Source organism: Corynebacterium sp. UBA4397 (genome assembly GCF_002390965.1).
Lineage (GTDB): Bacteria > Actinomycetota > Actinomycetes > Mycobacteriales > Mycobacteriaceae > Corynebacterium > Corynebacterium flavescens.
The window spans coordinates 165,957-190,855 of the sequence record NZ_DGRD01000001.1; the positions used below are offsets into that span (position 1 = coordinate 165,957).

At 61.2% G+C, this 24,899-nt stretch carries 24 protein-coding genes; 13 read left to right on the forward strand and 11 right to left on the reverse strand.

Annotated elements, in window-relative coordinates; all coding sequences use genetic code 11:
- The first annotated feature begins 229 nt into the window (after positions 1-229).
- A complete protein-coding gene (locus B2696_RS00755; RefSeq protein ID WP_286953324.1) occupies positions 230-1,057 on the forward strand; it encodes an endonuclease domain-containing protein in 828 nt (275 codons plus the stop codon).
- A 148-nt stretch (positions 1,058-1,205) separates the two neighbouring features.
- Here B2696_RS00755 and B2696_RS00760 read toward each other — a convergent pair whose 3' ends face one another.
- The 8 genes from B2696_RS00760 to typA form a co-directional block, all read right to left on the reverse strand.
- A complete protein-coding gene (locus tag B2696_RS00760) occupies positions 1,206-1,769 on the reverse strand; it encodes a GtrA family protein (RefSeq protein WP_075729558.1) in 564 nt (187 codons plus the stop codon).
- Between the two features lie 30 nt (positions 1,770-1,799).
- On the reverse strand, positions 1,800-2,624 hold the full coding sequence (locus tag B2696_RS00765; RefSeq protein WP_376778850.1) for a pseudouridine synthase: 825 nt from the start codon (positions 2,622-2,624) through the stop codon (positions 1,800-1,802).
- Positions 2,621-3,703 (reverse strand): succinyldiaminopimelate transaminase, encoded by a 1,083-nt coding sequence (gene dapC / locus B2696_RS00770; protein WP_286953328.1) that lies wholly within the window; start codon positions 3,701-3,703, stop codon positions 2,621-2,623. Before dapC ends, B2696_RS00765 begins: the two co-directional genes overlap by 4 nt.
- A gap of 2 nt (positions 3,704-3,705) precedes the next feature.
- The gene (gene fdxA, locus B2696_RS00775) at positions 3,706-4,029 is read right to left on the reverse strand and encodes a ferredoxin (protein ID WP_075729556.1); all 324 of its coding nucleotides are present in this window, start codon (positions 4,027-4,029) and stop codon (positions 3,706-3,708) included.
- 51 nt (positions 4,030-4,080) lie between these two features.
- Entirely contained in the window at positions 4,081-4,458 is a 378-nt protein-coding gene (locus tag B2696_RS00780) for a hypothetical protein (RefSeq protein ID WP_286953383.1), read from the reverse strand.
- A complete protein-coding gene (locus tag B2696_RS00785; protein WP_075729554.1) occupies positions 4,458-5,327 on the reverse strand; it encodes a PIG-L family deacetylase in 870 nt (289 codons plus the stop codon). The genes B2696_RS00780 and B2696_RS00785 overlap by 1 nt, the downstream gene beginning before the upstream one ends.
- The gene (locus B2696_RS00790; RefSeq protein ID WP_286953333.1) at positions 5,317-6,906 is read right to left on the reverse strand and encodes an ABC transporter family substrate-binding protein; all 1,590 of its coding nucleotides are present in this window, start codon (positions 6,904-6,906) and stop codon (positions 5,317-5,319) included. Before B2696_RS00790 ends, B2696_RS00785 begins: the two co-directional genes overlap by 11 nt.
- Before the next feature lie 139 nt (positions 6,907-7,045).
- Positions 7,046-8,956: a translational GTPase TypA gene (gene typA / locus B2696_RS00795; protein WP_075729552.1), complete on the reverse strand. Its 1,911-nt coding sequence runs from the start codon at positions 8,954-8,956 to the stop codon at positions 7,046-7,048.
- 343 nt (positions 8,957-9,299) lie between these two features.
- On the opposite strand from typA, the gene B2696_RS00800 reads away from it, so the two are divergent.
- From B2696_RS00800 to B2696_RS00835, 8 genes are all read left to right on the forward strand, one after another.
- Entirely contained in the window at positions 9,300-10,028 is a 729-nt protein-coding gene (locus B2696_RS00800; RefSeq protein WP_286953336.1) for a hypothetical protein, read from the forward strand.
- On the forward strand, positions 10,029-10,568 hold the full coding sequence (locus B2696_RS00805; RefSeq protein WP_276623507.1) for a DUF402 domain-containing protein: 540 nt from the start codon (positions 10,029-10,031) through the stop codon (positions 10,566-10,568).
- 75 nt (positions 10,569-10,643) lie between these two features.
- Complete coding sequence (locus B2696_RS00810) at positions 10,644-11,624, forward strand: DUF808 domain-containing protein (protein ID WP_286953338.1); 981 nt, start codon at positions 10,644-10,646, stop codon at positions 11,622-11,624.
- Positions 11,625-11,628: 4 nt separating this feature from the next.
- A complete protein-coding gene (locus B2696_RS00815; RefSeq protein WP_286953340.1) occupies positions 11,629-12,798 on the forward strand; it encodes a chloride channel protein in 1,170 nt (389 codons plus the stop codon).
- 228 nt (positions 12,799-13,026) lie between these two features.
- Complete coding sequence (locus B2696_RS00820; protein ID WP_286953344.1) at positions 13,027-14,016, forward strand: hypothetical protein; 990 nt, start codon at positions 13,027-13,029, stop codon at positions 14,014-14,016.
- Between the two features lie 36 nt (positions 14,017-14,052).
- On the forward strand, positions 14,053-15,105 hold the full coding sequence (locus tag B2696_RS00825) for an enterochelin esterase domain-containing protein (protein WP_286953345.1): 1,053 nt from the start codon (positions 14,053-14,055) through the stop codon (positions 15,103-15,105).
- Between the two features lie 52 nt (positions 15,106-15,157).
- Positions 15,158-16,231 carry a lipoate--protein ligase family protein gene (locus B2696_RS00830; protein ID WP_286953347.1) on the forward strand — a complete coding sequence of 358 codons (1,074 nt, stop codon included), beginning with the start codon at positions 15,158-15,160 and terminating at the stop codon, positions 16,229-16,231.
- Between the two features lie 135 nt (positions 16,232-16,366).
- Positions 16,367-17,740: a dicarboxylate/amino acid:cation symporter gene (locus B2696_RS00835; RefSeq protein WP_075729544.1), complete on the forward strand. Its 1,374-nt coding sequence runs from the start codon at positions 16,367-16,369 to the stop codon at positions 17,738-17,740.
- A 137-nt stretch (positions 17,741-17,877) separates the two neighbouring features.
- On the opposite strand, the gene B2696_RS00840 is transcribed toward B2696_RS00835, so the two are convergent.
- Positions 17,878-18,756 carry an ADP-ribosylglycohydrolase family protein gene (locus B2696_RS00840; RefSeq protein WP_075729543.1) on the reverse strand — a complete coding sequence of 293 codons (879 nt, stop codon included), beginning with the start codon at positions 18,754-18,756 and terminating at the stop codon, positions 17,878-17,880.
- A 53-nt stretch (positions 18,757-18,809) separates the two neighbouring features.
- Here B2696_RS00840 and B2696_RS00845 point away from each other — a divergent pair, with 53 nt between their 5' ends.
- On the forward strand, positions 18,810-19,208 hold the full coding sequence (locus B2696_RS00845) for a DNA glycosylase AlkZ-like family protein (protein ID WP_286953351.1): 399 nt from the start codon (positions 18,810-18,812) through the stop codon (positions 19,206-19,208).
- Positions 19,209-19,246: 38 nt separating this feature from the next.
- Positions 19,247-19,765 carry a DNA glycosylase AlkZ-like family protein gene (locus B2696_RS00850; RefSeq protein WP_286953385.1) on the forward strand — a complete coding sequence of 173 codons (519 nt, stop codon included), beginning with the start codon at positions 19,247-19,249 and terminating at the stop codon, positions 19,763-19,765.
- Here B2696_RS00850 and B2696_RS00855 read toward each other — a convergent pair.
- Both B2696_RS00855 and ychF read right to left on the reverse strand, forming a co-directional pair.
- The gene (locus tag B2696_RS00855; protein ID WP_286953353.1) at positions 19,762-20,670 is read right to left on the reverse strand and encodes a cation diffusion facilitator family transporter; all 909 of its coding nucleotides are present in this window, start codon (positions 20,668-20,670) and stop codon (positions 19,762-19,764) included. The genes B2696_RS00850 and B2696_RS00855 overlap by 4 nt on opposite strands.
- Before the next feature lie 380 nt (positions 20,671-21,050).
- A complete protein-coding gene (ychF, locus tag B2696_RS00860; RefSeq protein ID WP_286953355.1) occupies positions 21,051-22,136 on the reverse strand; it encodes a redox-regulated ATPase YchF in 1,086 nt (361 codons plus the stop codon).
- A gap of 29 nt (positions 22,137-22,165) precedes the next feature.
- Between ychF and B2696_RS00865 the strand changes: the two genes are divergently transcribed.
- Both B2696_RS00865 and B2696_RS00870 read left to right on the forward strand, forming a co-directional pair.
- Entirely contained in the window at positions 22,166-23,656 is a 1,491-nt protein-coding gene (locus tag B2696_RS00865) for an AI-2E family transporter (protein WP_286953357.1), read from the forward strand.
- Between the two features lie 36 nt (positions 23,657-23,692).
- Positions 23,693-24,769 (forward strand): DNA recombination protein RmuC, encoded by a 1,077-nt coding sequence (locus B2696_RS00870; protein ID WP_286953359.1) that lies wholly within the window; start codon positions 23,693-23,695, stop codon positions 24,767-24,769.
- Positions 24,770-24,899 lie beyond the last annotated feature (130 nt).

Sequence of the window (24,899 nt, forward strand, 5' to 3'; positions counted from 1 at the left end):
CCCTTCGCGGGCACGGGGGGCGGATTTTTGTGTTGCCCATCCGCCCTGTGTGCTCGCGAAGGCGCAACTCGGGCCGGCGGGGAGGGTCTCGGCGGGAGGTGGCGAGTAGAAGCAGTGGCTTGTTAGCGCCAGATGCGTCTGGGAAGTTATCCACAGGGCACGATCTCGGCATTGCTCTCGCTCAAAGCCGAGGCATAGCCTTGCTGATATGGGGGTATGGACTACGGCAATGTTAAGGGAGAGCGGCGTCGGCAAGCGCGCCCTCGCTAAAAAGGTGGCGGAAGGTACGCTCCATCGCATCCACCGCGGCATTTTTGTGGAGGGCAAGGTGGACGCCGCGGCTGTGGCGCGGGCGCTGGTCGTTGGGCTGGTGCGAATTGCTTTTACAGGCAAGACTGCCTCTGAGATTTTTCTCGGAAAGAGGCTGACTTTCCCGCTGGAGGCCGAAGGGCCGCGCACGATTGCGGGTCCGGGCTTTAAAGTAACGCGCTCCAGGCTGCGCGCGGTGAGCCGCCACGGCGCGTGGCCAGTCATCGAGCCTCTATGGGCCGCCCGGAAGGTCCCGCGGGGCTGCGATTCGATGCTCGAGCAACACTACCGCGGCAAGGAGGGGCCGCAGCGACTGGAGCGGGATAAGCGCAGAATGCGTCGCGTGCCCGCGGGAGTACAAGCCGCGATTCGCCGGTGCGCGATAGGCGCGGATAGCCCACCGGAGGTCTCAGTTTCGCGGCGGCTCAAACGCACAGGACTCAAGGTAGCCCATAATCAAAGCATCGCCGGGTACCGCTTTGACCTGCGGATAGGAAGAGTCTTGGTGGAAATTGACGGTTTCACTCATCACAGTGACCACCGATCCTTTGTCAAGGACCGCTTGAAGGCTAATGCTGCTACATTGGCAGGATGTACCGTGCTGCGCTTTACAGCAGATTGCGTGCGCTATCACTTCGATGAGGTGATAGCGCAAATTATCTGTGCGGTTGAACAGAAACGCCGACTGAATCCGCGACTGCCTTTCTCCGCGCTCAGTCCGGCCTGGCATTGGCATGCTTGCCTTTAGGTTGGCCCGCTTCTAGTTGCGAGTCCGCCCAGCGTGCCCCTTCGCTGGCACAGAAAGGCAAACTTCCGCGCAAATTCCTCTCCTCCGCGCCCGCGAAGGGGCGAAGCAGAGGACGGAGGAGAGGGTGAAGGGCCGAAAGAAGGCGAAACTAACGCGGATTAACGTCCGAGACTACGACGGGAGCCTTGGGCTTGGAGCGGAAGGTCCACAGCTTATTGATGACGAAGTTAAATGGCATAGCCACGATGATGGAAATGGCGGTTCCCCAATAGAGCTTGGTGCGCAGGCCGGTGGAATCGTCGAAAATATGATCCGGAAGGCCAATGGGTGAAACGGGGTTCATCAGCAAGGTCATGATGATCTGGCTGACTACGAAAGCCCCGAGCCCCGTGAGCAAGAAAGGAAAAAAGCCGCGGACCCAGGAGTATCTGCTCACGGACTTGAAGGTCCACATGCGGTTAATCTGATAGTTCCAGGTATTCGCCACGATGAAAGCAATGGTCATAAAAACGTGGTACCAGCGGATGTGGAATACCGAACCAAAGAGATTCATGAAAGCATCCTGGTAAGTGATGCCAGCGGTCCACCAAGCAATCTTCTTCGAAAGGAAGACTACTAGCAGGTTGACCAAGGTCCCTGACCCACCGACGATGCCAAACTTCAGGAATTGCCCGAAATTGGTGGCGAGGCGCGCGAGACTGAGATCAGCCATTCGGTATCCTTCCAGGTTCTCTTACATTAGCTATTTGAGTGTACTCTGCAAGGGCCACTTTGAAACAAATTCACGGGGCGCGCCCGTTAGTGGATCTGTGAAACTAATCGCAGCATGCTGCAGCAACAGAGGCTGCCGGAAGTCATAAAGGTCCAGCCCGGTATCGACGGGATAGGTATCATCCCCCACGATGGGAGAACCCAGATGCGCCAGGGTGACCCGCAGCTGATGCGTCCGCCCCGTCTCCGGCCATAGGTCTACTTCATTACCCGCAGCACGCAGCCGGGTCACTGCCCGCTTGCCTGCGGCGTCGACCTTGACCTGCCGCCGTCCCGGGGTCTTGAGCAGACGCAGCTCCACGCTGCCATCGACGTATAGGGGCCGCTTGACGAAGGCCCGGTAATACTTACGCGCCGCGCCTTCTAAAAAGATCCGTTGATAGGCCGCACGCGTGGCCGGCCTACGCGAGCACACCACTACCCCGCTGGTCAGGCGGTCAAGACGATGCAAAGGGACGATGTCATCTTCCCCGAACTCCACCCGCAGGCGCGTCTGGAGGGTCTCGCGCACAAGGCGCCCGTTAGAGGTCGTGGGCAGGAAGTGGGGCTTGTCGACGACGATAAGGTCGTCGTCGACAAGCAGGTGCCGGTAGGTGTACGGAATGGGCCGCTCGGGCGGGACATCCGGGTGGTACCACGCCGGAATGGGCTTGGGGAGCACGGTTCCGGGGCGAAGAAGCTCCCCCGAGGCAAAGGGCGAATCGCCAGCGCGCGCCGCCCAGTACTGTGGGCTGGGCGGGACGATGCCGTGGAGCACTGTCTTGCGCGGCGAGATTCCCTCGCGAGAGCCAATCAAGCCAGGCGAGAAACGGCTGCGTCCACGCGTTCATCGGTGCCGTTGAGCCCAATGCGCACGAACTTCTGACCCGCCGGGCCGTAGAAATCTCCGGGGGCGGCCAAGATGCCACGCTGCGCCAACCAATCGATGGTATCGCGGCAGTCCTCGCCGCGGGTGGCCCAAAGATAGAGACCAGCGTCCGAATGCTCGATGTCAAAACCGGCTTCGATGAGGGCACGCATCAGCTTCGCCCGCCGAGCGGCGTAGCGCTGCTTTTGAAGCGCCTCGGAATCATCATCATTCAAGGCGGCGACCATGGCTGCCTGGATCGGGCCGGGAACGATAAGCCCCGCGTGCTTGCGTACCTCGAGCAACTCGGCGATGAGCTTTTCATCCCCCGCAAAGAATCCCGCGCGGTAAGAGGCCATATTCGCGGACTTCGACAGCGAGTGCATCGCGATAAGGCCTGTGTTGTCTCCGCCGCTGACGCGGGGATCCAGAATGGAGATCGGCTGCTTTTCATCGTTCCAGCCGAGCCCGATATAGCACTCGTCGGAGGCAATGATCGCGCCATGGGTGCGGGCCCAGGAGACGATATCCTTGAGCTCCTCGAGGGAAAGGACCTTGCCAGTCGGGTTCGAAGGCGAGTTGATAAACACCAGCGAGGCGTCTGCGAAGTCTTTGTCTGCGCGCAATGGCGTGGCGCCTGCGATGAGCGCACCGACCTCATAGGTGGGATAGGCCACGGTGGGGAAAGCAACCGTCTGCCCGCGCATGCCCAGCAGAGTGGGTAGCCAGGCAATCGCTTCCTTGGTGCCGATAACTGGCAGTACCGCCCCGGGCTCCATACCGTATCGCCGCTTGAGCGACTGGGCTATGGCCTCCCTCAGCTCCGGCGTGCCTGCAGTCTGCGGATAGCCCGGAGCCTCTGCCGCTGCGGACAACGCGAGCTGTACGCCTGGCGCTACCGGGTCAACAGGATTGCCCACCGATAGGTCGACGATTCCTCCGGGATGCTGCTGTGCCTGTGCTTTGGCACCAGCAAGCGAGTCCCAGGGAAAGTCCGGAAGGACGGAGCCCAGAGCGGTACGTGACATGTTTACTCCTGGTTTTGGGGGGGAAGGGCGGCAATCATCGGGACGTCAAAGTCCTGCGGTCCGAGCGCGGCCGCTCCCCCTGGGGAGCCAAGGTCGTCGAAGAAGGCGGCGTTGGCATCGTTGTATGCGATCCACTCATCGGGAACGTCATCTTCGTAGAAGATTGCCTCGACGGGGCAGGCGGGCTCGCAGGCGCCGCAATCAACGCACTCGTCGGGGTGGATGTAAAGCGAACGCTTACCCTCGTAGATGCAATCGACCGGGCATTCTTCGACGCAGCCTCGATCCATCACGTCAACACAAGGCTGGGCGATTGTGTAAGTCATGGGGTGCTAAAACTTCCTGTTCTCACGGGTTTTGGGATGGTTATTAGTATGTCACTTTTGTCGGAAGAAAGGCCAAACGCCCCCCACTATCCCGGCGAATAACAGCAACAAGGAGCGAACGCTACTGGCCAGCACTTGGTCTCCGCTCGTGGCAGCTAGCAGCAGGAAAACGCCATAGCCCGCGATCCACGCCACCAAAGGTAAAGCAACGATGTAGGCACTATCACTCCAAAGTTTTGCTGTGCGAGTTAACACACTGTTAAACCAGAAAGCGATGAGAATCGTCACGGGGAAAATGACGCTCGCTCCCCCAGGCAGCGGGATACGCGCGGTGAGGTAGATAGCCTCCAAGAACAGCGAAAGCAGCGCCCCGATGCACAACCAGAGGATGCCGGTCACTACCTCCGCGCGATCAAAGTCTTTGCGCACTAACATGGCTCCACCACGACGTGGGAAGCAGAACCGTTACCCAGCTGGAAGTGTTCGCTGTCAAGAAGCGGCATGACTAAAAGGTTGGACAATCCGTAGGCTGCCGGGGCCAGGCCCGGATTACGCAGGCCAGCGAAGGCGGCGTGCGGATTCACCCGAGTAACGGTACCGTCCGCCACCCAGATCTGTGTGGCATGTGCACTCATTGCCGCGCGCTTGGCGGCAAAAGCCGCTGCGGGTAGTTGGTAGACCACGTCCGCGCCCGAGTTGGTGAAGTTATCCAAATAGGCGCGGTCCGGCAAAGACCAGCCGAGCGGAGGCTCGACAGCCTCTAGAGCTTCGTCGATGGCTGTGGCCTCGAATACCGGCCACCAGATGCGTTGCTCATCCGCAGCGGCGCGGTGCACTGCCTGATTCACAGCGATGTGATCGGGGTGCCCGTAACCACCGTCTGGCCCGAAGGTAAAGATAACATCGGGGGCGAGGATAGCGAATTGTTCGCGCAAGAGCGCGACCGCCTCGTCGATACGGTTGACCAAGGCGCGCGGGTTGTCGTGGTCCGGCGAGCCAGCCATTCCAGAATCGTGGAAGAAGCCAAACCCTCCCAGCTGCAGCCCGTGCACGTCCAGCGCCCCCAAGGCGTGCGCCAGCTCGGCAGCACGGTATCCGCCGAGCTGATCGGAGGCGATGAGGCCCTGGTAGGGCTCTCCGATGATCTCCCCTAACTCGCCGAGCGTGACGGTGATAACCGTGACGTCCGCACCGCGGGCGGCGAGGTCAGCGAGGGTGCCTCCCATAAAAAGCGTTTCATCATCGGGGTGGGCAAAAACGGCCACGACGCGGCGACCGTTTAGGTCTCTATTCTTCATCGATCCTCCAACTCGGGGCGGTAACCAAACCTTGCTCCCAATCCTCAATGCTTTGGCCAGGACCCACGATACCTCGGCCAAGCGCGTGCACTCTAACCTCATCAAACAGGGGAACGTAGAGCACTTGAGCTGAGTTGAGATCCTGCGCGGTCTTCTGAGCAGACTCCGTAGATACCTGTCCGGATAAAATGTCCACTTTTTCTTTCGCAGCGTCTGCGGGACAATATCCCGAGAGGTCTCCAGCCAGCGGTTGTTGCTTTGCGCAATCAAAAAGACTGGCAAGGGAAATCGAGTTCACTGCGGTATCCTCCCAGGTGATGACTCCATCCACGCGACCATTGGGCAAAAGATCCGAGGTGATGGTGGTGAGGCGCTCGCTGACAACTTCAGCGTCAATCCCCTGCTCCGCGAGCACGTCCACGATAACGTGCGCGGCTTGCAGCCCCAGGGCGTCTGTGGGATCAGCCGCGATGCGAATGGGCTGGCGGCCTGCCCGCTCGCGCAGAGGAAGATGATCAACATCTCTGCTTACCGGGTTAGCCCCGGGTTTAAGCTCGGATGCGCGCCCAGAGGACAGCCTAGCCACCTGTGCAGTATCAATATAAGAGGCAAGCGCACGCCGCTCTCCTTCCTCCGGGAGTGCTCCGGGTTGGGCGGATAAGTGCAGGCGCAGCTGCCGGGGACGAGTTATAGGGGCGGCGGTGACGCCGTCGAGCAGCCCTAGGGCCTCCAGGCTGGTCTGTTGGGGCGTTAGATCGACAAAGCCGACTTGGCCCGAACGCAGCATATTGACCGCCTGGGTGGAGTCTCGCACCGAGCGCAGCTGGATGACGTCGATCTGGGCTGGGTTCTGGCCCCAGAAACGGTCATTGCGGTTAAGGGTGATGACGCCGCGTCCACGATCGACGTTCTCGACGAGATAGCGCCCGGCTGAGGCTGGGATGCCATTGGATAAAGCCGAGTTGAAATCGTAATTCTCCAGAAGGTGAGAGGGCAAAAGGTCATTAAAAAGCAGCTTCCACTCCGCCAAGCGCTCCTTAAAATCCACCGTGACGACTCGGCCGCCCTCAGTGGTACGCACGGCAGAAATCGCCCTATACCCCGCCGCGTTGTTGACGCCGGCCGTCGCGCTCACGTGCTTCCACAGGTAGTCGAAGTCCGCGCCGCTAATGGGCGTCCCATCCGACCACTGCGCGGGCGAGGCAATGGTGTAGCGCACGCGCTGGACGACGCCCTCCGGAGCCGGAATCTCCTCCGCCGACTCCAAAACATCGGAGTCCATCTGTTCGCCGTGGAAGGCAGAAGGAAGAACCAGATCAGAAATCTGCGACACCAACTCGGAGTTATTTGCTACCAGGTGCGGGTTCAGGCCGCCGCGCAAAGGGTCGACCCCGATGGCCACAGTGGAACGGGTCTGCGCTGGTTCTTCCTCCGGCGCGGGTGTGGTCGAGGTAGCCGTAGAGTTGGCCGAAGAATCCTTATCCTCTTCCTGTACAACAGGAGGGGGTCCCGGGTTCGCTGAACAGGCGCTCAGCGCTATGACCGCCGACACGCATAGAACACCGAGCGTTGTGCGCACGGGTAGCCTCCATTTCTCTGCCAATTCTGCTGTCTCCCGATCTTTCCTGCACCACTCTAGTCGCGGTGGAGGACACAAGACACCAAAAGCGGCGCCCCCGCCGATAAGACGAGGATGCCGCTTGAGCGTTAAGGGTTCTTTACTTCTTGAGCTGCTTTGCGCGCGCAGCAGCGCGCTTACGATCGGTGGCGGAGAGGTCGACCTTGCGCACGCGCAGCACGTGCGGGGCAACCTCAATGCACTCATCGTTGCCACAGAACTCGAGAGCCTCTTCAAGGGAGAGGTTGCGAGCCTTGGCCAGGGTGACCGTGGCGTCGGCGGTGGCCGAGCGCATATTGGTCAGCTTCTTCTCCCTAGTGATGTTGATGTCCATGTCCTCGTCGCGGTTATTCGCGCCGACGACCATACCTTCATAAGCCTCGGTGCCCGGCTCGACGAAGAAGTCGCCGCGATCGGAGAGCTGCATCAGCGCATAAGCGGTGATCTGGCCGGAACGGTCTGCGATCAAGGAACCGGTAGCGCGGGCTTTGATGTCTCCGGCCCACACATCGAGACCATCGGCGATGGAGTTAGCGATACCGGCGCCGCGGGTCTCCGTGAGGAACTGGGTACGGAAGCCGATGAGGCCACGAGCGGGCACACGGAAGATCATGCGCACCCAATTTCCTTCGCGGACATCCATGGCCTGCATCTGGCCCTTGCGGGCGGCCAGCAGCTGAGTGATGGCACCCTGGAACTCCGAGGGGGAATCGATGGTGAGGATCTCGTAGGGTTCCATGGTCTTGCCATCGATGACCTGAGTAACAACCTGCGGCTTGCCCACGGTCAGCTCGAAGCCTTCACGGCGCATCGACTCGATGAGAACGGACAGCGCCATCTCGCCGCGGCCCTGGACCTCCCAAGCGTCAGGACGCTCAGTGGGCAGGACGCGCAGGGACACGTTACCGATGAGCTCCTGCTCGAGGCGAGCCTTGATGACACGCGCGGTCAGCTTATCGCCGCCGCCCTGACCGGCCAGAGGAGAGGTGTTAACGCCAATGGTCATCGAGATAGCAGGCTCGTCAACGGTGATACGCGGCAAAGCGACGGGGTGCTCCGGATCGGCGATGGTGTCACCGATCATGATGTCGGAGATACCGGAGATGGCAACGATATCGCCAGCAATAGCTTCCTCGGTGGGCTGACGCTCAAAGCCGACGGTACGCAGCAGCTCGGCGACCTTAACGGTCTTGATGTGCTCGTTGTCATCTTCGTCATAGTGGATCCAGGCCACCTGCTGACCCTTGCGAATCTTGCCGGCGTAGATGCGCAGCAACGCAATACGGCCGAGGAAGTCATCGGAGTCAAGGTTGGTGACGTGCGCCTGCAGCGGTGCATCAGCGTTTGCGGAGGGCTCCGGCAAGACGTGGTAAATCACGTCGAACAAAGGCTGGAGGTCCTTGCCCTCGGGAACGTTTCCATCGCCCGGGTTGACGGTTGAGGCAACACCTGCGCGGCCGGATGCATAAAGAACTGGCAGGTCGAGGAGATCCTCAGCAGCCAGAGCTGCGTCCTCATCGTCGAGGCCGGCTGCGATTTCCAGCAGCAGGTCCTGGGACTCGGAGACAACCTCGTCGATGCGGGCATCGGGACGGTCGGTCTTGTTCACACAGATGATGACGGGAAGCTTGGCTTCGAGGGCCTTGGTAAGGACGAAGCGGGTCTGTGGGAGGGGTCCCTCAGAGGCGTCAACAAGCAGGACGACGCCGTCCACCATCGAGATACCGCGCTCAACTTCGCCGCCGAAGTCGGCGTGGCCCGGGGTGTCGATGACGTTGATGATGAGATCGCCACCGTCTTTGCCCAGGCCCTTGCGGGTAATGGCGGTATTCTTCGCCAGAATGGTGATGCCGCGCTCGCGCTCCTGGTCATTGGAGTCCATGACTCGATCCGTGTGTTCGCCGTGGTCACCGAAAGCGCCGGACTGCTCAAGCATTCCGTTGACGAGGGTGGTCTTGCCGTGGTCGACGTGCGCGACGATGGCGACGTTACGGAACTCGGTATTAGTCACTAGTGGGGTGCTCCTTTTAAGGATCAGCAAGCGCGGTGCGCCTATAGGTTTTAGAACGGGCACCAACACTACTCCGAAAACCCAGATATCGCAGCATTGGGAAAGCTACTTTCCCCCGCGCACCACCCGTGTAACACAATTGCGGCTCCGCACGAAATATGACGTAGTGGTCATGTTTTCACTTGACTACGCCGAAAAAGTGAATACTGTTGCAGTAGATACTATTGTGACGCACGTTAAGGCAGATCCGCAGCGGCGTCACGCATGCGTCGCCGGCCCATTTGCCGCGAGAGTGTTTTCCGCAACAATTCATACCCTACTTTTCCAAGGATCCTGATAAACCGTGAGCACAGCTACCCTCTCCACGCGCTTTCCCGCCCGAGTCGGCATCGTTGCTGCAACCACCGCGGCTCTCATCGGGATCGCCTCGCCCCTGTTCTCTCCCGCTCAAGCATCTGCCCCCGACCTGCAGGCCATCAGCGCCTCGCTCTCGGCCAACAGCCCCCTCGACGAGCTCGGTCGCCCTAACCCCGAGACTCAAGAACGTATACGCGCATTCGCGGCGCAGCCCTGGATCCCGCTGGACGCCCGCAACGCCATCCTCTCCGCACTAGCCTTCAGCCTCGGAGAGGGCGGCGCCGGCCAGGGACCGGCCTTGGTAGACGGTCCCGGCCCGGAATTCCGTCAGTTCTATTGGCCCACCGTGTCTGCCAAGTGCATCGGCGGACAATCGGACGCCATGGGCTCGGCTATTGCCGTGCCCGGCCCCACGCAAATCCCCGCCCCCGGCGCCGGTGAGGGCGAGAGCGTGTTCCTCTTCACTGCGCTCGGCACCTCCCCCGCTGCCGCTGACCAGGGCGGAATGCACGTGCGTTGGTTTAATATCGACACCCTCCAAGCAGGCATCACCCCGCTATTCAATAACGGAATCAACGCCGACGGGCCCACCACCGTTTCGGGTCGCGCCGCCACCGGAAAGGGCACCGTCGTCGGGCTCCTGGAGGGCTCCGTCAATACTCAAGACGCCTCCTGTGCCTTTGCTCCTACTGCCGCATTCTTCGAGGTCAAGTAGATGGCTGGCGTGGATCTTCACCCCGTCAAGCGGGAGACCTTCGACGTCGAAGGCTCGGTTAACATCGATCCCAAAGGCTTCGTACGCGAGGTCGATGTCTACCGCCAGACTGACTTCGGCCTTTACATGGCCCGCGGCGCAGACCACCCACGCTTTGGCTACCTCGAGTCTTGGCTGCTGCCTGGCCTCGGACTGCGCGCCAATATCTTCCACTTTCGCCCAGGCATTGAAGAGCACCAGGAGTTCTACCTCGACGTGGCCGAAACCACCCAGCGCGATGGTGTGTGGACCACGCGTGATCTCTACGTGGATCTCATTTCCAACACGGGTGAACCAGTCGAGGTCGTAGACATTGACGAGCTCGCCGCTGCCACCTCTACCGGATACATCACTGCAGCGGACGCGGAAAAGGCCATTGAGGCCACCCTCAACGCGGTCGAAGGAATCACCCGCCACGGCGATGATGCCATGGCCTGGCTCGCCAGCGCCGGAGCTCCCTTAACGTGGGCAGATCACGTCGAGCTTTTCCCTGCTCCCTAGGGCGCTCGCGGCTAGCCTTGGCTAAAGTAGACGCGGTACCTAAAATTAGCTCTTCATGACCGAAGGAATCTCACCATGTCAGGTGGTCTTTTAGCGCTGCTCGATGACGTCGCTCTCATCGCCCGCACCGCTGCCGCAAGCGCTGACGACGTCGCCAGTCTCGCCGGCAAAACCTCTATCAAGGCAGCCGGCGTCGTCGTCGATGACGCCGCTGTCACCCCTCAGTACGTCGACGGCGTCTCGCCCGCTCGTGAACTGTCCATGATTTGGCGCATCACCAAGGGCTCCTTGGTCAACAAGCTCATCATCATCTTGCCCATCGCCCTGCTGCTGTCCTGGTTAGCCCCTTGGGCCTTGACCCCGATCCTCATGCTTGGCGGCACCTACCTGTGCTTCGAAGGCGCGGAGAAGATCTATCACTTCTTTCGACCAGGCCACACTGGCGAGCATGACGAGGAGCACGCCAACGAGTCTGCTAAAGACGCGGAGAACCGCCTCGTACGCTCGGCCATCAGGACTGATCTCATCCTCTCCGCAGAGATCATGGTCATCTCCCTCAATGAGGTGCTCGACCAGCCTTTCTGGCTGCGGCTGGCCACGCTCATCGTCGTCGGCATCATCTTGACCTTGGGCGTCTACGGCGCCGTAGGCGTTCTGGTCAAGATGGATGATATCGGCCTCGGCATGCTCAGGCGTGGCCAGGGCACCTCCGCGCTCGGCACCGCGCTAGTCAAGGGCATGCCTTTCGTCCTCTCTACCATCGGAGTCATCGGAACCTTCGCCATGCTGTGGGTCGGCGGCCATATCCTGGTCAAGGGAACCCACGAGTTTGGTTTGGCGCAGCCCTATGAAGTCATCCATCACCTCGGACAATCCATAGAGAATTCCGTTCTGTCTTGGCTCGTTGATACCGGCCTGTCGATGATCTGCGGGCTTATCATCGGCGCGGCCGTCGTCGCCATTGTCATGGGGCTGCAGGCTCTGCGCGGCCGCCGCGCCCGGCCTGCCCGTTCTGCGCAAGCGCTGGAAATCGAGCGCTCCGCGGCGAGTTCTTAGCACCATGCGCTTGAGAGCACTGGCAGCGTGGACCGTGCTCGGCGGTCTCGGAGCCGGCCTGACCGGCATGGCCACCACCTTTAGCGCGGAATTGCTCATCTCAGCCTCCCCACATGGTGGCTGGCCCATGGTTCTCACCGCCGCCATCGGTGGCCTGCTCGCAGGTTTAGGCTGGTGGGCCCTGCGCGCCAGTGCTCCCGTCCGAACCCCGGAGCAGGCTTTGCGTGACGGCGGAGCTTTGCCCGCCCTGCGCACGCTTGGCGACGGCGCACTCCAACTCCTCGCCGTCGGCACCGGCAGTTCCCTCGGCAGAGAGAAAGCTCCGCGCCAAATCGCCGGCTGCATCCAGTACAACCTCGCCGCCGGCGTTCCTGACTCTGAACGCCGCTTGTTGCTTGCCGCAGCCGCTTCTGCAGGCTTGGCCGCGGTCTACAACATTCCCTTTGCCGGCGCGGTCTTCGCCTTTGAGGTGCTTCGAATAAAGAAGTCCCGCCGCAATTTGGCGGTGGTGATAGCGATGTCACTTGTCGCCGCCATTACCACCTGGCCGGTGGTGGGCAACGGTCCTTTCTATAGCTTCCCCTCCCCCAGCCCCACGCCCACACATGTGCTCTGGATGGCTCTCTGGTCCCTAATCGCCGCCGTGGCCGGAGGAGGACTCGGATTCCTCTTCCGGCGAGGTGCGGACTACGCAGCGGCGCATCACACCCCGGCGCGCTGGTACCTACCGCTTGCAACGGCGCTTGCAGCAACCGGCGTCGCCTGTACCGCGCTTATCCTGCCGCAGGTGCTTGGTAACGGCTTCGGCATCGTGGCGCTAGCCTTTAGCCAGTCGGGCTCGTGGCAGATTTTCCTGGCGCTTGCCTTGTGCAAGCCGCTGCTGACCGTCGCCTGCCTGCGGGCAGGGGCCGTCGGCGGCACGCTCACCCCTTCGTTGGCCACTGGCGCGGCCCTCGGAGCCTGCATCGCCTTGGCGCTGCCCCACCTGCCAGCCGACGCCCTCTCCACCTCCGGCTTCGCCCTCATCGGCGCGGCCGCAGTGCTTGCCGCCTCCCAGCGCGCACCGTTCTTCGCCGCCACCATCGCCTGGGAGCTGACCAATGCTCCGTGGTGGATGTTGCCGCTGCTGCTCATCTCCTGCTGGGGAGCACACTATTTGTGGTCCAAGCGCTAAGAGCCCTCCCCACGCTCACCCGCCCCGTCCCTTCGCGTACACACACGGCACACTTGCCGCGCAAGAACCTCGCCTCGGTGCCCGCGAAGGGACGCAAGGTGCGGGACTCGGGGCGCAAGAGGACGGGATGCAGGAAGACTTCTTTACTGACACGACGGTGCGTAGGCTTAGACTGGTGTGGACATGCACTAAGGTTCGTAGCTCAATGAGCAAGTGCTGGGAGGAATAATGGCTCTTTACCCGCTGGCTAGTAGCTACTTTGGCGTCGAGCACCTTGCAATCCTCGACCATCCGTTGCTCAATGCCGCTTTGGACATCCCAGGTTTGGCGCAGGGGCCGGTGAGCCTCGAGGCACAGCTCGAGCCCGATTCTCTGTCCAAGGGCTGGCGGATACGCTGCGCCTTTGGCTGCATAGGTTACCTTGATGAATTGGAGGCCGCGGAGTTCCCGCAGCTGGCTAGAGTGCGGGCATCGGGCTTACGGCCCGCCACGGTTGCCACCGTGGAAATCGTCGAGGGAGAACTTGAGGTAGGCGTTAGCCTCGGACTCGGGCCGTGGCAGGTACCCCACAACGATCAGCCCTCTGGGTCCACCTTGTTAAACGGCGGGATGGGACATCTCATAGACACCTCGGTGGGAGACCTCAGCCCGCAGCAGCTAAAAGCCATGGGAACCGAGCAGATGATTGTCACTCTCGACTCCGTAGATGGCGATCTACTAGCAACGGCAGAAGGCTACGTCATAGGGCTCATCCCGGGAGGGCGAGACCTGCAAGAAGTAGCGGAGATGGTCCAGCGTGCCGAGGGCACGCCGGAGTTCTTTGCGGCCCGCGCCTATTGCGCAGGAGGCAGGATCGGCGTCGATTTGCCCCTGCCCGGCGCTGAGCTTTTTGCCCCCTCGATTCCCGCGCTGCGGGTGCCTTCCGAGCGCGCCGCCATCAGCGCTCCCGCAGTTGAAGGCCAGCCGGAGGTCTGGGAGGTCTCCCTGCCTGCTGCGGACTTTGCCGCGAGCCTGCCGCACGGAAGCAGGCGCCCTACCCGCGCACAGGCCAGCCCAGACTTGGCCGCGCTCGTGAAGGCGATGCCTCGACAGGACAAGCTCTCCTGGCGTGCTTTGCCCACCGCGGATGTTCCTGGCCGTTTTTCTTCGGAGTCGGCGCGGGTGCGCGCGCGTCGCCAAGCGCGTGAGAATGGCCGCGGGGGTCACCACCGCCGCTAGTTACAATTTAGGTTTGCCTATGCTTAACTAAGGGGCATGTCTAAGACCATCCCCCTCAACTTCGAGTGGATTCCCACCTTCGACGCTGCGCGCGTCTATCTCCACATCGGTGGCGTTCACAATCACCACAATGCCCGCCTGAACACCATGGAACGCGGCGCCGACGGCCACTGGCGCGATACCGTGGATGTCCCTGAGGACCTGCGCGCCAGCTATCGCATCGTGCCGGTTGATGCCGCCACGGCAAGCACTACTGAGGACACCGACTCCCCGAGCTTTGACCTGCGCACGCGCTGGATGCAGCTTTACCAGAACGTGGTCGAGGGCGATAACAGTCTCGAGTACCGCTACCCTCCCCGCGAGCCCACCGAGAGCGGGCGCATAGTCATGCCTGCCGCGCCTGCCGCCCCCGGCTGGGAGACGGGGGACGCGCTCACGCAGTGGTCCACAGAGGAATTGGACGGCCGCCAGGTGTACCTAGCCGGCCCCGCCTATGCCACGGAGCTGCTTGTGCTTTTCGACGCCCACCATTGGATCCGCACTCCGCTCGATGCGGCATTGCACCGGCTGCATGCCGCGGGAAAGCTCCCGCGCTTTCGCATCGCGGCTATCGATACAGCAGCTAACCGCGTCGCCGAACTCTCCCGTTCACCCCTGATGCGCTCCTTCATTGCCGATACTCTCCTACCCCATTTCCCCCAGTACTCACCTGCGCATCGGGTTCTCAGCGGCCAGAGCTTGGGAGGGCTGACCTCACTAGATATTGCAATTGCTCAACCGGGGCTGTGCCGCAGGATAGTCTCCAACTCCGGTAGCTACTGGTTCCCGCACGGTTCTGCGCAGGCGGGAGAATCTATCGCAGAGGATCTGCACAACGGCGCAGCCGCAGCTCTAGCAGCTGCTGGCACGCGCGTGTTTATGACGGTAGGAAAAAACGAGGGAATGGGCCTGGAGATTCATACTCCAGCAGTCGCGCGCGAGCTGGAGGCCGCAGGAGTGGACTCCCGCCTTGAAGTCACCTCAACCGCGCACGAGATGGCGGCCTGGGAGGGTGGCCTCACCCGCGGGCTGTGCTGGCTCTACAGCTAGAATTGAAAGCCGAAAGCGGAACACTTATACAGAGAGAATTGTTGAAGTAAGTATGTCTACACCCCTCCATTTTGAACTCAAAGCACCAGAAGGAAAACTGCTGGTAGTGGACCTCGAAACTGAAAACGATGTTATCGTCGCAGCGCAGATTTCGGGAGACTTCTTCCTCGAACCAGAGGCTGCTTTTGAAGCCTTGGCACCCGCACTGGCCGGCTCCTCCATCACCGATTCCACCCCCGCGCTCACCGCGCGACTCGACTCGGCGCTCGATCGCATCGCCTCCGATCCCCCGGTGGCCCTACACGGATTTAGCACGCGAGATGTTGCCGTGGCTGTCAAGCGGGCCGTATCCGGAGGCACCGACTTCGTTGACCACAACTGGGAAATCCTGCAGCCGGGCGTGCTGCCCACTCCCGTCAACGTCGCCTTGGACGAGGTCCTGCTCGACGAGGTCGCCACAGGAAAGCGCGGCCCCACCCTGCGCATGTGGGAGTGGGACGACAAGGCGGTCGTTTTTGGCTCCTACCAGTCCTACTGTAACGAGCTGGAGGAGGAGGGCGTCGTCAAGCATGGCATCACCACGGTGCGGCGGATGTCGGGCGGGGGTGCCATGTTCATGGAAGGCGGAAACTGCATCACCTACTCGATTTATGCGCCTGAATCCCTCGTCGCGGGCTATTCCTACGAGGATTCCTACGCCTATCTCGACCGCTGGGTGCTCGCGGCGCTGGCTAAGCACGGCGTCAATGCCTGGTACGTCCCCATCAATGACATCACCTCGGATGGCGGCAAAATTGGCGGCGCGGCGCAGAAGCGGCGGCGTGGTGCGGTGCTGCATCACACCACGATGAGCTACGACATCGACGCGGATAAGATGCTCGAGGTTTTGCGTACCGGCAAGGTAAAGATTTCCTCGAAGGGAATCGCTTCCGCGAATAAGCGCGTGGATCCCCTGCGACGACAGACCGGCGTGGGCCGAGAGGAGATCATCAAGACCATGGTCAACGAGTTTTCCACGCGTTATGGCGCACAGCCGGGAACTCTAGGCGCCGCTTCCCTTGAGAAGGCGGAAAAACTTGTCGAGGACAAGTACGCGACGGAGGCCTGGACCAAGCGCATCCCTTAAGCCCGCGGCAAGGGTGAGCGACATTGCTGGGAATTAATGAAGGCGCTAATGTGTTGTGCTGAGTACAAACCGAGCAGTCTAGATTTTTCAGTCTGACTGGTTCGCACTAGTCGAAGTAGACTCGAAGGGCTTTTCATGAATTCCACCACCACGCGCCGTCACCTGCTGCCCGGTTGGGCCACGGGTTTTGGCGCCCAGGTCATCGCCGGTCTCATCATCGGCCTCATCCTGGGCTTTATCGCAGCAGGGCTCGACACCGACCCAGAGAACCCCGGCCTGCTCACCCAGACCTTGACCGGGGTTGGTTCCGCCTACGTCCAACTGCTGAAAGTCATGGTCCCGCCGCTGATCTTCGCTGCGGTTGTGACCTCGGTAGCTAACCTGCGCAAAGTCGCCAACGCCGCTTCCCTGGCGGTATCGACGTTGGTATGGTTCGCCATTACCGCGTTCTTCTCAGTACTCGTCGGCATCGCAGTCGCCCTCATCATGCGCCCAGGCGTAGGAACGAGCGTCGATCCCTCCACCGCCGCCGATCCTTCCAGCACCGGCTCGTGGACAGCCTTCTTGCAGTCGTTGCTGCCAAGTAACTTCCTCGGCCTCCAGGGATCACTTTCCGAAGATCATATTTCCTTGAGCTTCGGTGCCTTGCAACTCTTGGTCATCTCGCTGGCAATCGGCATCGCGGCAGTGAAAGCCGGACAGGCCGCCGACCCTTTCTTAAGGTTCACCGAGTCCTTCCTGAAGGTCATCCAGGTCATCTTGTGGTGGATCATCCGCTTGGCGCCGATTGGCACCGCCGCGCTCATCGGCAAGGCAGTCTCCACCTATGGATGGGATGCACTCGGTTCCCTGGGCAAGTTTGTGCTAGCCATGTACGTCGGTCTGGCGCTCGTCATGGTCGTGGTCTACCCGGCCGTGTTGAAGTTCAATGGGATTCCGGTCATCGGCTTCTTCAAGCGCGTCTGGCCTGTAACCTCACTCGGCTTCGTTACTCGTTCCTCCATGGGAGTTATGCCCGTCACGCAGCGTTTTAGCGAGCAGGCTATGGGCGTGCCCCGCGAGTACGCCTCCTTCGCCATCCCGCTGGGAGCAACCACCAAGATGGACGGATGTGCCTCGGTCTACCCCGCCATCGCTGCCATCTTCGTGGCGCAGTTCTACGGCATCGACCTTGGCTTGACGCAGTACCTGCTCATCATCTTCGTCTCTGTCATTGGATCTGCTGCCACGGCGGGTACCACCGGAGCCACCGTCATGCTCACCCTGACGTTGTCCACGCTGGGGCTTCCGCTGGCCGGCGTGGGCCTGCTGCTCGCCATCGAGCCCATCATCGATATGGGCCGCACCGCCGTCAACGTTACCGGCCAGGCTCTCGCCGCTACCGTTGTGGCAAAGCGCGCCGGCATCCAAAACCAACAGGTCTGGGATGACGCCGAGCGTGGCGTCAAGCATCTCATGGATTCCGATCCTGCAACCGACGCCAATTCCCCCGCTGCGGTTAGCTCCTAAAGCCGCACCGTCTCGTTCCTCCCCACCGTCCCTTCGCGGGCACCGGCACGCGGAAACTGCGCAGGTTTCTCGGCCTCTGTGCTCGCGAAGGGACCGTGCGGGCGTTTTAGAGGTGTTTCAAGAGGGAATTGCGGGGACTATCCCAGCAAGTCTGCCAAACGGATGGCCAGCTGCGCTACGTCGCACGGGTTATACTCCGCCGGACGATCATGCGCAGGCTGGCAGTTATCAACAACCGTGCGCCAGCGCTGAGGAATAGCATTAACGCCGTAGGCGCCGCCCAAAAACGCGCCGACGATGGCCGCGTTGGTATCGCTATCCCCGCCTAGGCCTACTACCTTAACCAGGCTCTCCTCAAAGCCTAGGTCCGCCGCGACCGCCCAATCGACCAAGCGCACGGCATGGTCGACCCAGCCGATGGAGCGGCTGACATCAGGCAGGGAGCCGTCTAGCTCATGCGGATAGAGCCGCAAATTATCCTGGACGGCCTGTTTCGCGTCCTTGCCAGCAACGACCTCCGCCAGCGCCGTGACATAGAAAGCATTGGCCTCGTCGGTGAGGGCGGCGATGTGGGTGAAGTGGCCGTCGACAAGCGCGAGGCGGGCGGCCATGCCTGGGTTGCGGTGATAGGCCACGGCCAAGGGCGAGATGCGCATGAGCGCACCGTTGGCCTGGGAATCGGGGTTGAAATCATCGTTTCGAAGCGCATTCGCGCAGGTATTTCCAATGTCAAAGGGGTGGGAACGCGCCCAACGGCGATAGGCCTCGTGGACCGTGTCCTGACAAAAACTCCCCTCTTTCACCAGGCTGCGGGCAAGGGCGAGGGCCATCTCGGAATCGTCCGTGGGCTGGCCCGCAGTCAGCTGGAGGTGTCCGCCATCCGCCAGCTCGCGCACCCCCTCCGGATATTTAGCGCGAATTGCTTCTGCCCCCTGGAACTCCACGAGGGAGCCGAGGGAATCTCCAATAATCTGGCCGTAGAGGACGCCTTGGGCGCGTTCATGTAGGGAAGTCATTTTCGCCATTCTAAAAGGAATTCGCCGTCGGCGGAGGTTTAGACTCTTGAAGCATGGACACCTCTGAACTGCTCGCCCGGCGCCTTATCTCCCAAGGCCTCGCGCCAACCCCTGCACGCGAGGGGTTGCGCAACGGAAGAGACGTCGCAGCACGGCTCCTCGCGCTCCAGGCGCAGAACTACCCTGCCGGCATCAGAGCCCTGGGCCTTCGCTGCGGCTTAGACGACGCCGCTATAACCGACGAGGTTCGCACTCTCGAGCTCGTGCGCTCCTGGCCGCAGCGCGGGACCTTGCATTTCCTCCACGCCGCCGACGTGCGTTGGATGTCGAAGCTGCTCTATCCCCGCGTGGCTAATTCCCAGCGTGGGCCACGAGCCGCCCTCGGGCTCAGCGAGGAGATGGTGACGCGGGCTAGGCAGGCGCTACTCGAAGCCGTCTCGTCCCCCCCCTAACGAGGAAAGAAATCTACGAGGTATTCTCCGCCGCCGGAATAGACCCCGGCGACAACCGCGGATCGCACCTGCTGCGCGCTTTTGGCGGCGAGGGGGAGGTGGTGCAGGGGCCACGGCGCGGAGCACAAGAGATTTTTCTTAGGGTTGACGCGCTAGGCGTCGAACAGTTCGAGCCCTCGGATCCCTTCGCCGAGCTCGCCGCGCGCTACGTCGCGGGACATGGCCCGGTCGGGGTCGCCGATCTCATGGCTTGGTCGGCGCTGTCGAAGTCCCAGGCTTTGAAGGCCTTCGCTAGCATCGACGCCGTGCAGGTTGAAGCCGCCGGACAGCTCATGTGGATGCCTCACTGGCACCGTGATGTGAGCGCCGAAGATATTCAGCACGCGCTCGAACTGCGATTGGGGCTGCCGGCCTTCGATGAGTATCTGCTCGGCTATGCCAACAAAGATCTTGTCCTCCCGCCACACCTGCGCGGAGACATCCTCACCCCGAACGGGCTGAGCTGGCCGTGGGTGATGCAAGGAGGCGTCGCCGTAGCCAGCCTGCGCGGTACCTAAAACATCCGCATGATCCGTCGGTGGCGAACCCCAGCAGGCTCAACGTGGATGAATACCTCCGCCCCCGGAAAGAGCTTGTCGACGGCCTCTTCAACCTCATCAGCAACTCCATGCGAGGACAGCACGCTCCATTGCCCCGGCACTTCCATGGTGAGATAGACCAACCGCTGGCGACCGGAAGCGATAGTCCGACGGGAAGTGAAGGACACCCCGTGCTTATCTTCTTCTTCGGACAAGAGAGCATCGATCGCATCGGTTTCCTCTTTGGGAAGGGCCTCCGAGAGCAGGCTGCGCAGCGAGCTTTGTAGCAAGCGGTAGCCCGTCCACAAGATGTTGATACCAACAGCGAAGGCGATGAGGGGATCCAACCACAGCCAATCTGTGAGCGCCACGGCAACTATTCCGACCAAAACCCCAACGGAGGTCCACACATCAGTCAAGAGATGATGTCCATCCGCCGACAAAGTAGCGGATCGATACTGCTTTCCATAGCGCAATAGAGCCAGGCCGACCACTAGATTAAGCGCAGAAGCCAATAAAGAAAGCACGAGGCCGATACCGGGCTGGTCGAGGGGGCGCGGGTCAAGCAGGCGCTCCGCCGCCGTGTAAATAATGAGCGCCGCTGCGACGAAGATCATCGCACCCTCCACGAGCGCGGAGACATACTCCGCCTTTCCGTGGCCGAATTGGTGGTTATCGTCAGCGGGCTTCGCAGCAATGCGCAGCGCGATAAATCCCACGACGGCGGCGACGAGATTGACGCCGGATTCCAGCGCATCGGAGAGGAAACCGACCGATCCTGTGAGATAAGCGGCTAGAGACTTAAGGCCGATCGTTGCCACAGCAGCGGCAATCGATAGTTTCATGAAACGCTCAAGGATGAGCTGTTCAGAGGGGATAGACATGGTGCACCTTCGGACAGTCGGCGTCAGCCGCTATCTCAAAAGGAGCTCGGCCGACGTAGTTTCTACGGACCGAAGGTCTCGCTCACCTCAGGATTATCCTGCGGCAGGGTGGCCGGGTGCGAAGCACCAGTATGTCGACCAACCATCCGCTGCGCGGACGAGCTACTCCCCTTCAGAGCTACCACTCTAGCAAGGGTTACCTACCTGCTTCAAGTGCTCTGTTGGTCTGTATCTTATCCTGCTGTGGCCGTGTTGCTGCCTCGATGTAGCCATGTTGCTGCCCTGCTGTCCCTTCGCGGGCACACTCGCGGTAAAAGCGCGCAGCAAAACCTCGCTGTGTGTACGCGAAGGGACAGGCGTGGTTGCAAGCAGCGGTGCGCTTAGCCGCCGATCTTGAAGTCGCAGACGTCGCCGTCCTGCATGATGTATTCCTTGCCTTCTTGGCGGACCTTGCCCTCCGAGCGGGCCTCGGCCATGGAGCCTGCGGCATCAAGGTCTGCGAAGGAAACGATTTCTGCCTTGATGAACTTCTTCTCGAAGTCCGTGTGGATGACTCCCGCGGCCTGCGGCGCGGCCGAGCCCTGCTTGATGGTCCACGCGCGGGACTCCTTCGGGCCAGCGGTGAGGTAAGTCTGCAGGCCGAGGGTGGCAAAACCTGCCTTGGCGAGCGTGGCAAGCCCGGGCTCGTCCTGGCCCACAGCTTCGAGCAGCTCGAGCGCTTCTGCCTCATCGAGCTCGAGCAGTTCCGTCTCGGACTGTGCGTCGAGGAATACGGCTTGGGCCGGCGCAACGAGCGTGCTTAGCTCAGCCTTCTTCGCATCATCCGTGAGGACCGCCTCGTCGGAGTTAAACACATACAAGAAAGGCTTAGCGGTCATCAGGTGCAGGTCCCGGAGCAAGGAAAGGTTAATCTCGCCAATCTCAGAGGCCGCGAAGAGCGTGCGATCATCCTCGAGGATTGCCTGCGCCTGCTGGGTGGCAGCGACGTTCTCTGCCAGCTCCTTGTGCTTCTTGGCTTCCTTCTCGAGGCGCGGCAGTGCTTTCTCAATGGTCTGTAGATCAGCCAAGATGAGTTCGGTATTAATCACCGAGATGTCGTGGCTGGGGTCGACCTTGCCGTCAACGTGGATGACGTTATCATCAGAGAACGCGCGCACGACCTGACAGATAGCATCTGCCTCGCGGATATTGGCCAAGAAGGCATTTCCCATGCCTTCGCCCTTGGAAGCGCCCTCGACGATGCCGGCGATGTCAACGAAAGACACGGTAGCCGGCAGGATCCGCTCGGAGCCGAAGATTTCCGCCAAGCGCTTGAGGCGGGCATCCGGCAGCTCCACGAGTCCGACATTGGGCTCGATGGTGGCGAAGGGGTAGTTCGCCGCCAAAATATCAGAACGGGTCAGGGCATTAAACAGCGTGGACTTGCCTACGTTAGGCAGACCGACGATTCCAAGTGTAAGACTCACGGAGCCAATCCTAACGCACCGGCCCTTTTATGAGGCAAGATGGTGGGGTGAGTTCTGATAAGCCATCTCCTGCGGAAGGGCCCGAAGCCGCGCTTGGGGAGAAGTTCGATGAGTCGATAGACACCAGCTCCCTCGACGAGGTATCTCCCCACCCACCCGGAAACCAGGTCGATCGTTCGGTGGTTGTCGGCGAGGTCATCAAGGCCTCGTCGCTGTGGGCCGTGCGCCTACTCATCATCACCGTCTTCCTCTTCGCAATTTATAAGATGGCGGGCAACCTCTGGGGCGGTATCCTCCCCGTACTCTTGGCACTCATCATCTGCACGGTGCTCTCGCCCATGGCTCGCTTCCTGCGCAACCATCACTTCCCTGCTGCGGCTGCGGCGGTCGTAACGATACTTTTCTCCTTCACCGCCGTTGGGGTGCTCGTCACCTTCATCGCGCCTGACTTCGCCCGGCAGTCCCAGACCCTCTATTTGCAGACGGTTGAGGGCATCCAGCGCCTCCAGCTGTGGGCACAGGGGCCACCGCTGAACCTCGACAGCAATGACATGGGCCGCTACATCGACGAGGCGGCGTCGTGGTTGCAACAACGCGCGGGCGCCATCGCGGGCTCCGTCTTCACTGGCATCGGCACAGTCACCTCGATCCTGGTGACCTTGTTCATCGTGCTGGTCTTGACCTTCTTCTTCCTCAAGGATGGGCACCATTTCCTCCCGTGGCTGCGTAAAGCCACGGGCCGTCGCACCGGCTGGCACCTGACCGAGCTGTTGACTCGCGGGTGGAACACACTCGGCGGATTCGTCCGTGCTCAGGCACTAGTATCGCTTGTCGACGCCGTTTTTATCGGCATCGGCCTCGCCCTCATCGGCGTCCCCCTGGCCATGGCACTAGCGATCATTACTTTCATCGCCGGCTTCATTCCCTTTGTCGGAGCGATTTTGGCCGGCACGCTTTCAGTTGTCATCGCCTTGGTTTCTCTCGGCGTGACCGAGGCGCTGTTGGTACTTGGCCTCGTCCTGCTGGTGCAGCAGCTCGAGGGCAACGTGCTCTCCCCGTGGCTGCAATCGAAGGCGATGAACCTGCACCCGGTCATCGTGCTCATTTCAGTGACTGTCGGCTCGGCGCTTTTCGATCTCATCGGAGCATTCCTCGCCGTGCCCACCGCCGCGATGGTAGCGGTGGCCTATCGCTACTTCCAGGACATGATGATGCTGCAGTCCGGAGAGAAGAAGGCCGGAGATCTACACTTTGCAACAGGCGCGGGATTCCTCATCGGCCGTTACACGGAAAAGCAGGGGCTGCATAGGCGCGAAGAGTGGCTCAAGATCCCCGACTACGCGGCGCCTTCTGGAGCGCCGGATGACGTCGCCGCGCAGGGAGCAGACAGCCCCTCTCTCGACGATGCTGTGGCGCGAGCCACCGATGGTAGCGACAACGAGCGCCCAGCCGTGCGGGCCAACATCAAGCGTGCGGTAGAGTCTTTCGAACACTTGTTGCATCCGCGCTTTCGCCGTTAAAGGTCATATGTCCGTGGCGCGAGGATACTGGAGGCTATGACGACTTCTCTGCCCGTGTTATTGCTCTTCCTCGGACTGGTGCTCGGAGCGGTGCTGGGGTGGCTCGCCCACGCCTATGCCACCACGCGAGCCCAACCCAATGAGAGCCACAAGGCTCTTCAAGAGTCGCAGCGTCGGCAGGCGGAGTTGCAGCCTCTTGAGAAGGCCATGGACAGGCTGGGCTATCAGCTGCAGGAAATTGAGGAGGATCGCGCTACCACTTTCGCCTCACTCACCAGCCAGGTGCAGGCGGTTACGCGTACCTCCACGCGCCTGACTGATCGCACCGATAAGTTGGTCAGCGCACTGCGCTCACCCAATGTGCGCGGTCGCTGGGGTGAAGTGCAGCTCCAGAGGGTCGTGGAACTGGGAGGCATGAACAAGCATGTGGACTTTGACACCCAGGTCAGCGCGCACGTCGCAGGGACTGTGGTCCGCCCAGACATGATCATCAACCTCGCAGGAGGCCGCAGGATCGTGGTCGACGCAAAGGCTCCCTTCAGCTCTTATCTCGATGCGCTCGAGACCGAGGATCCGGAGGAGCATCGCGCCTATCTGCGTCATCACGCCCATTTACTGCGAAATCACGTCAAGGCGCTTTCTCAAAAGGACTATATCGAGGCTTTCTCCCCCACTCCGGAGTTCGTTGTTCTTTTCGTGCCTGCGGATCCTTTCCTCGACGCGGCATTATCTGAGGACCCAGAGCTCATCGAGTTTGGTTTTGAGAAGAACGTCGTCATCGCCACCCCGTCTTCGCTCTTCGGCCTGCTGAGGACGGTGGCGTTGGGATGGCGTCAGGAAGATGTCTCTGACAAGGCGCGGGAGGTCCTCAGGCTGGGCAGAGAACTCTATTCGCGCCTCAATACCGTTACTGAGCACTATTCGCGGGTGGGGAGAAACCTCGAGAAGGCCGTCGAGGCCTACAACGCCACGTTGAGCTCACTCGACTCCCGCGTAGCGGTCACGGCCCGCAAACTCAACGAGCTGGAGATCCCCGCACGCAGCGACAGACTTCCACCCCAGCCCTATCCGGTAGAAACCTGGCCGCGCCACAGCCACCCCGGTGCCGAATAGTCTGAGACACAGGCCACGATTTCGCCTACCACGAGAGAAATGAGTAACGAAAAGGTCACCGGAGCATGTAGGATTCTCCCACGTGTCAGTAGCTAAAAAGAGCAACCACCGAGCCCAGCGGAGTCAAAGC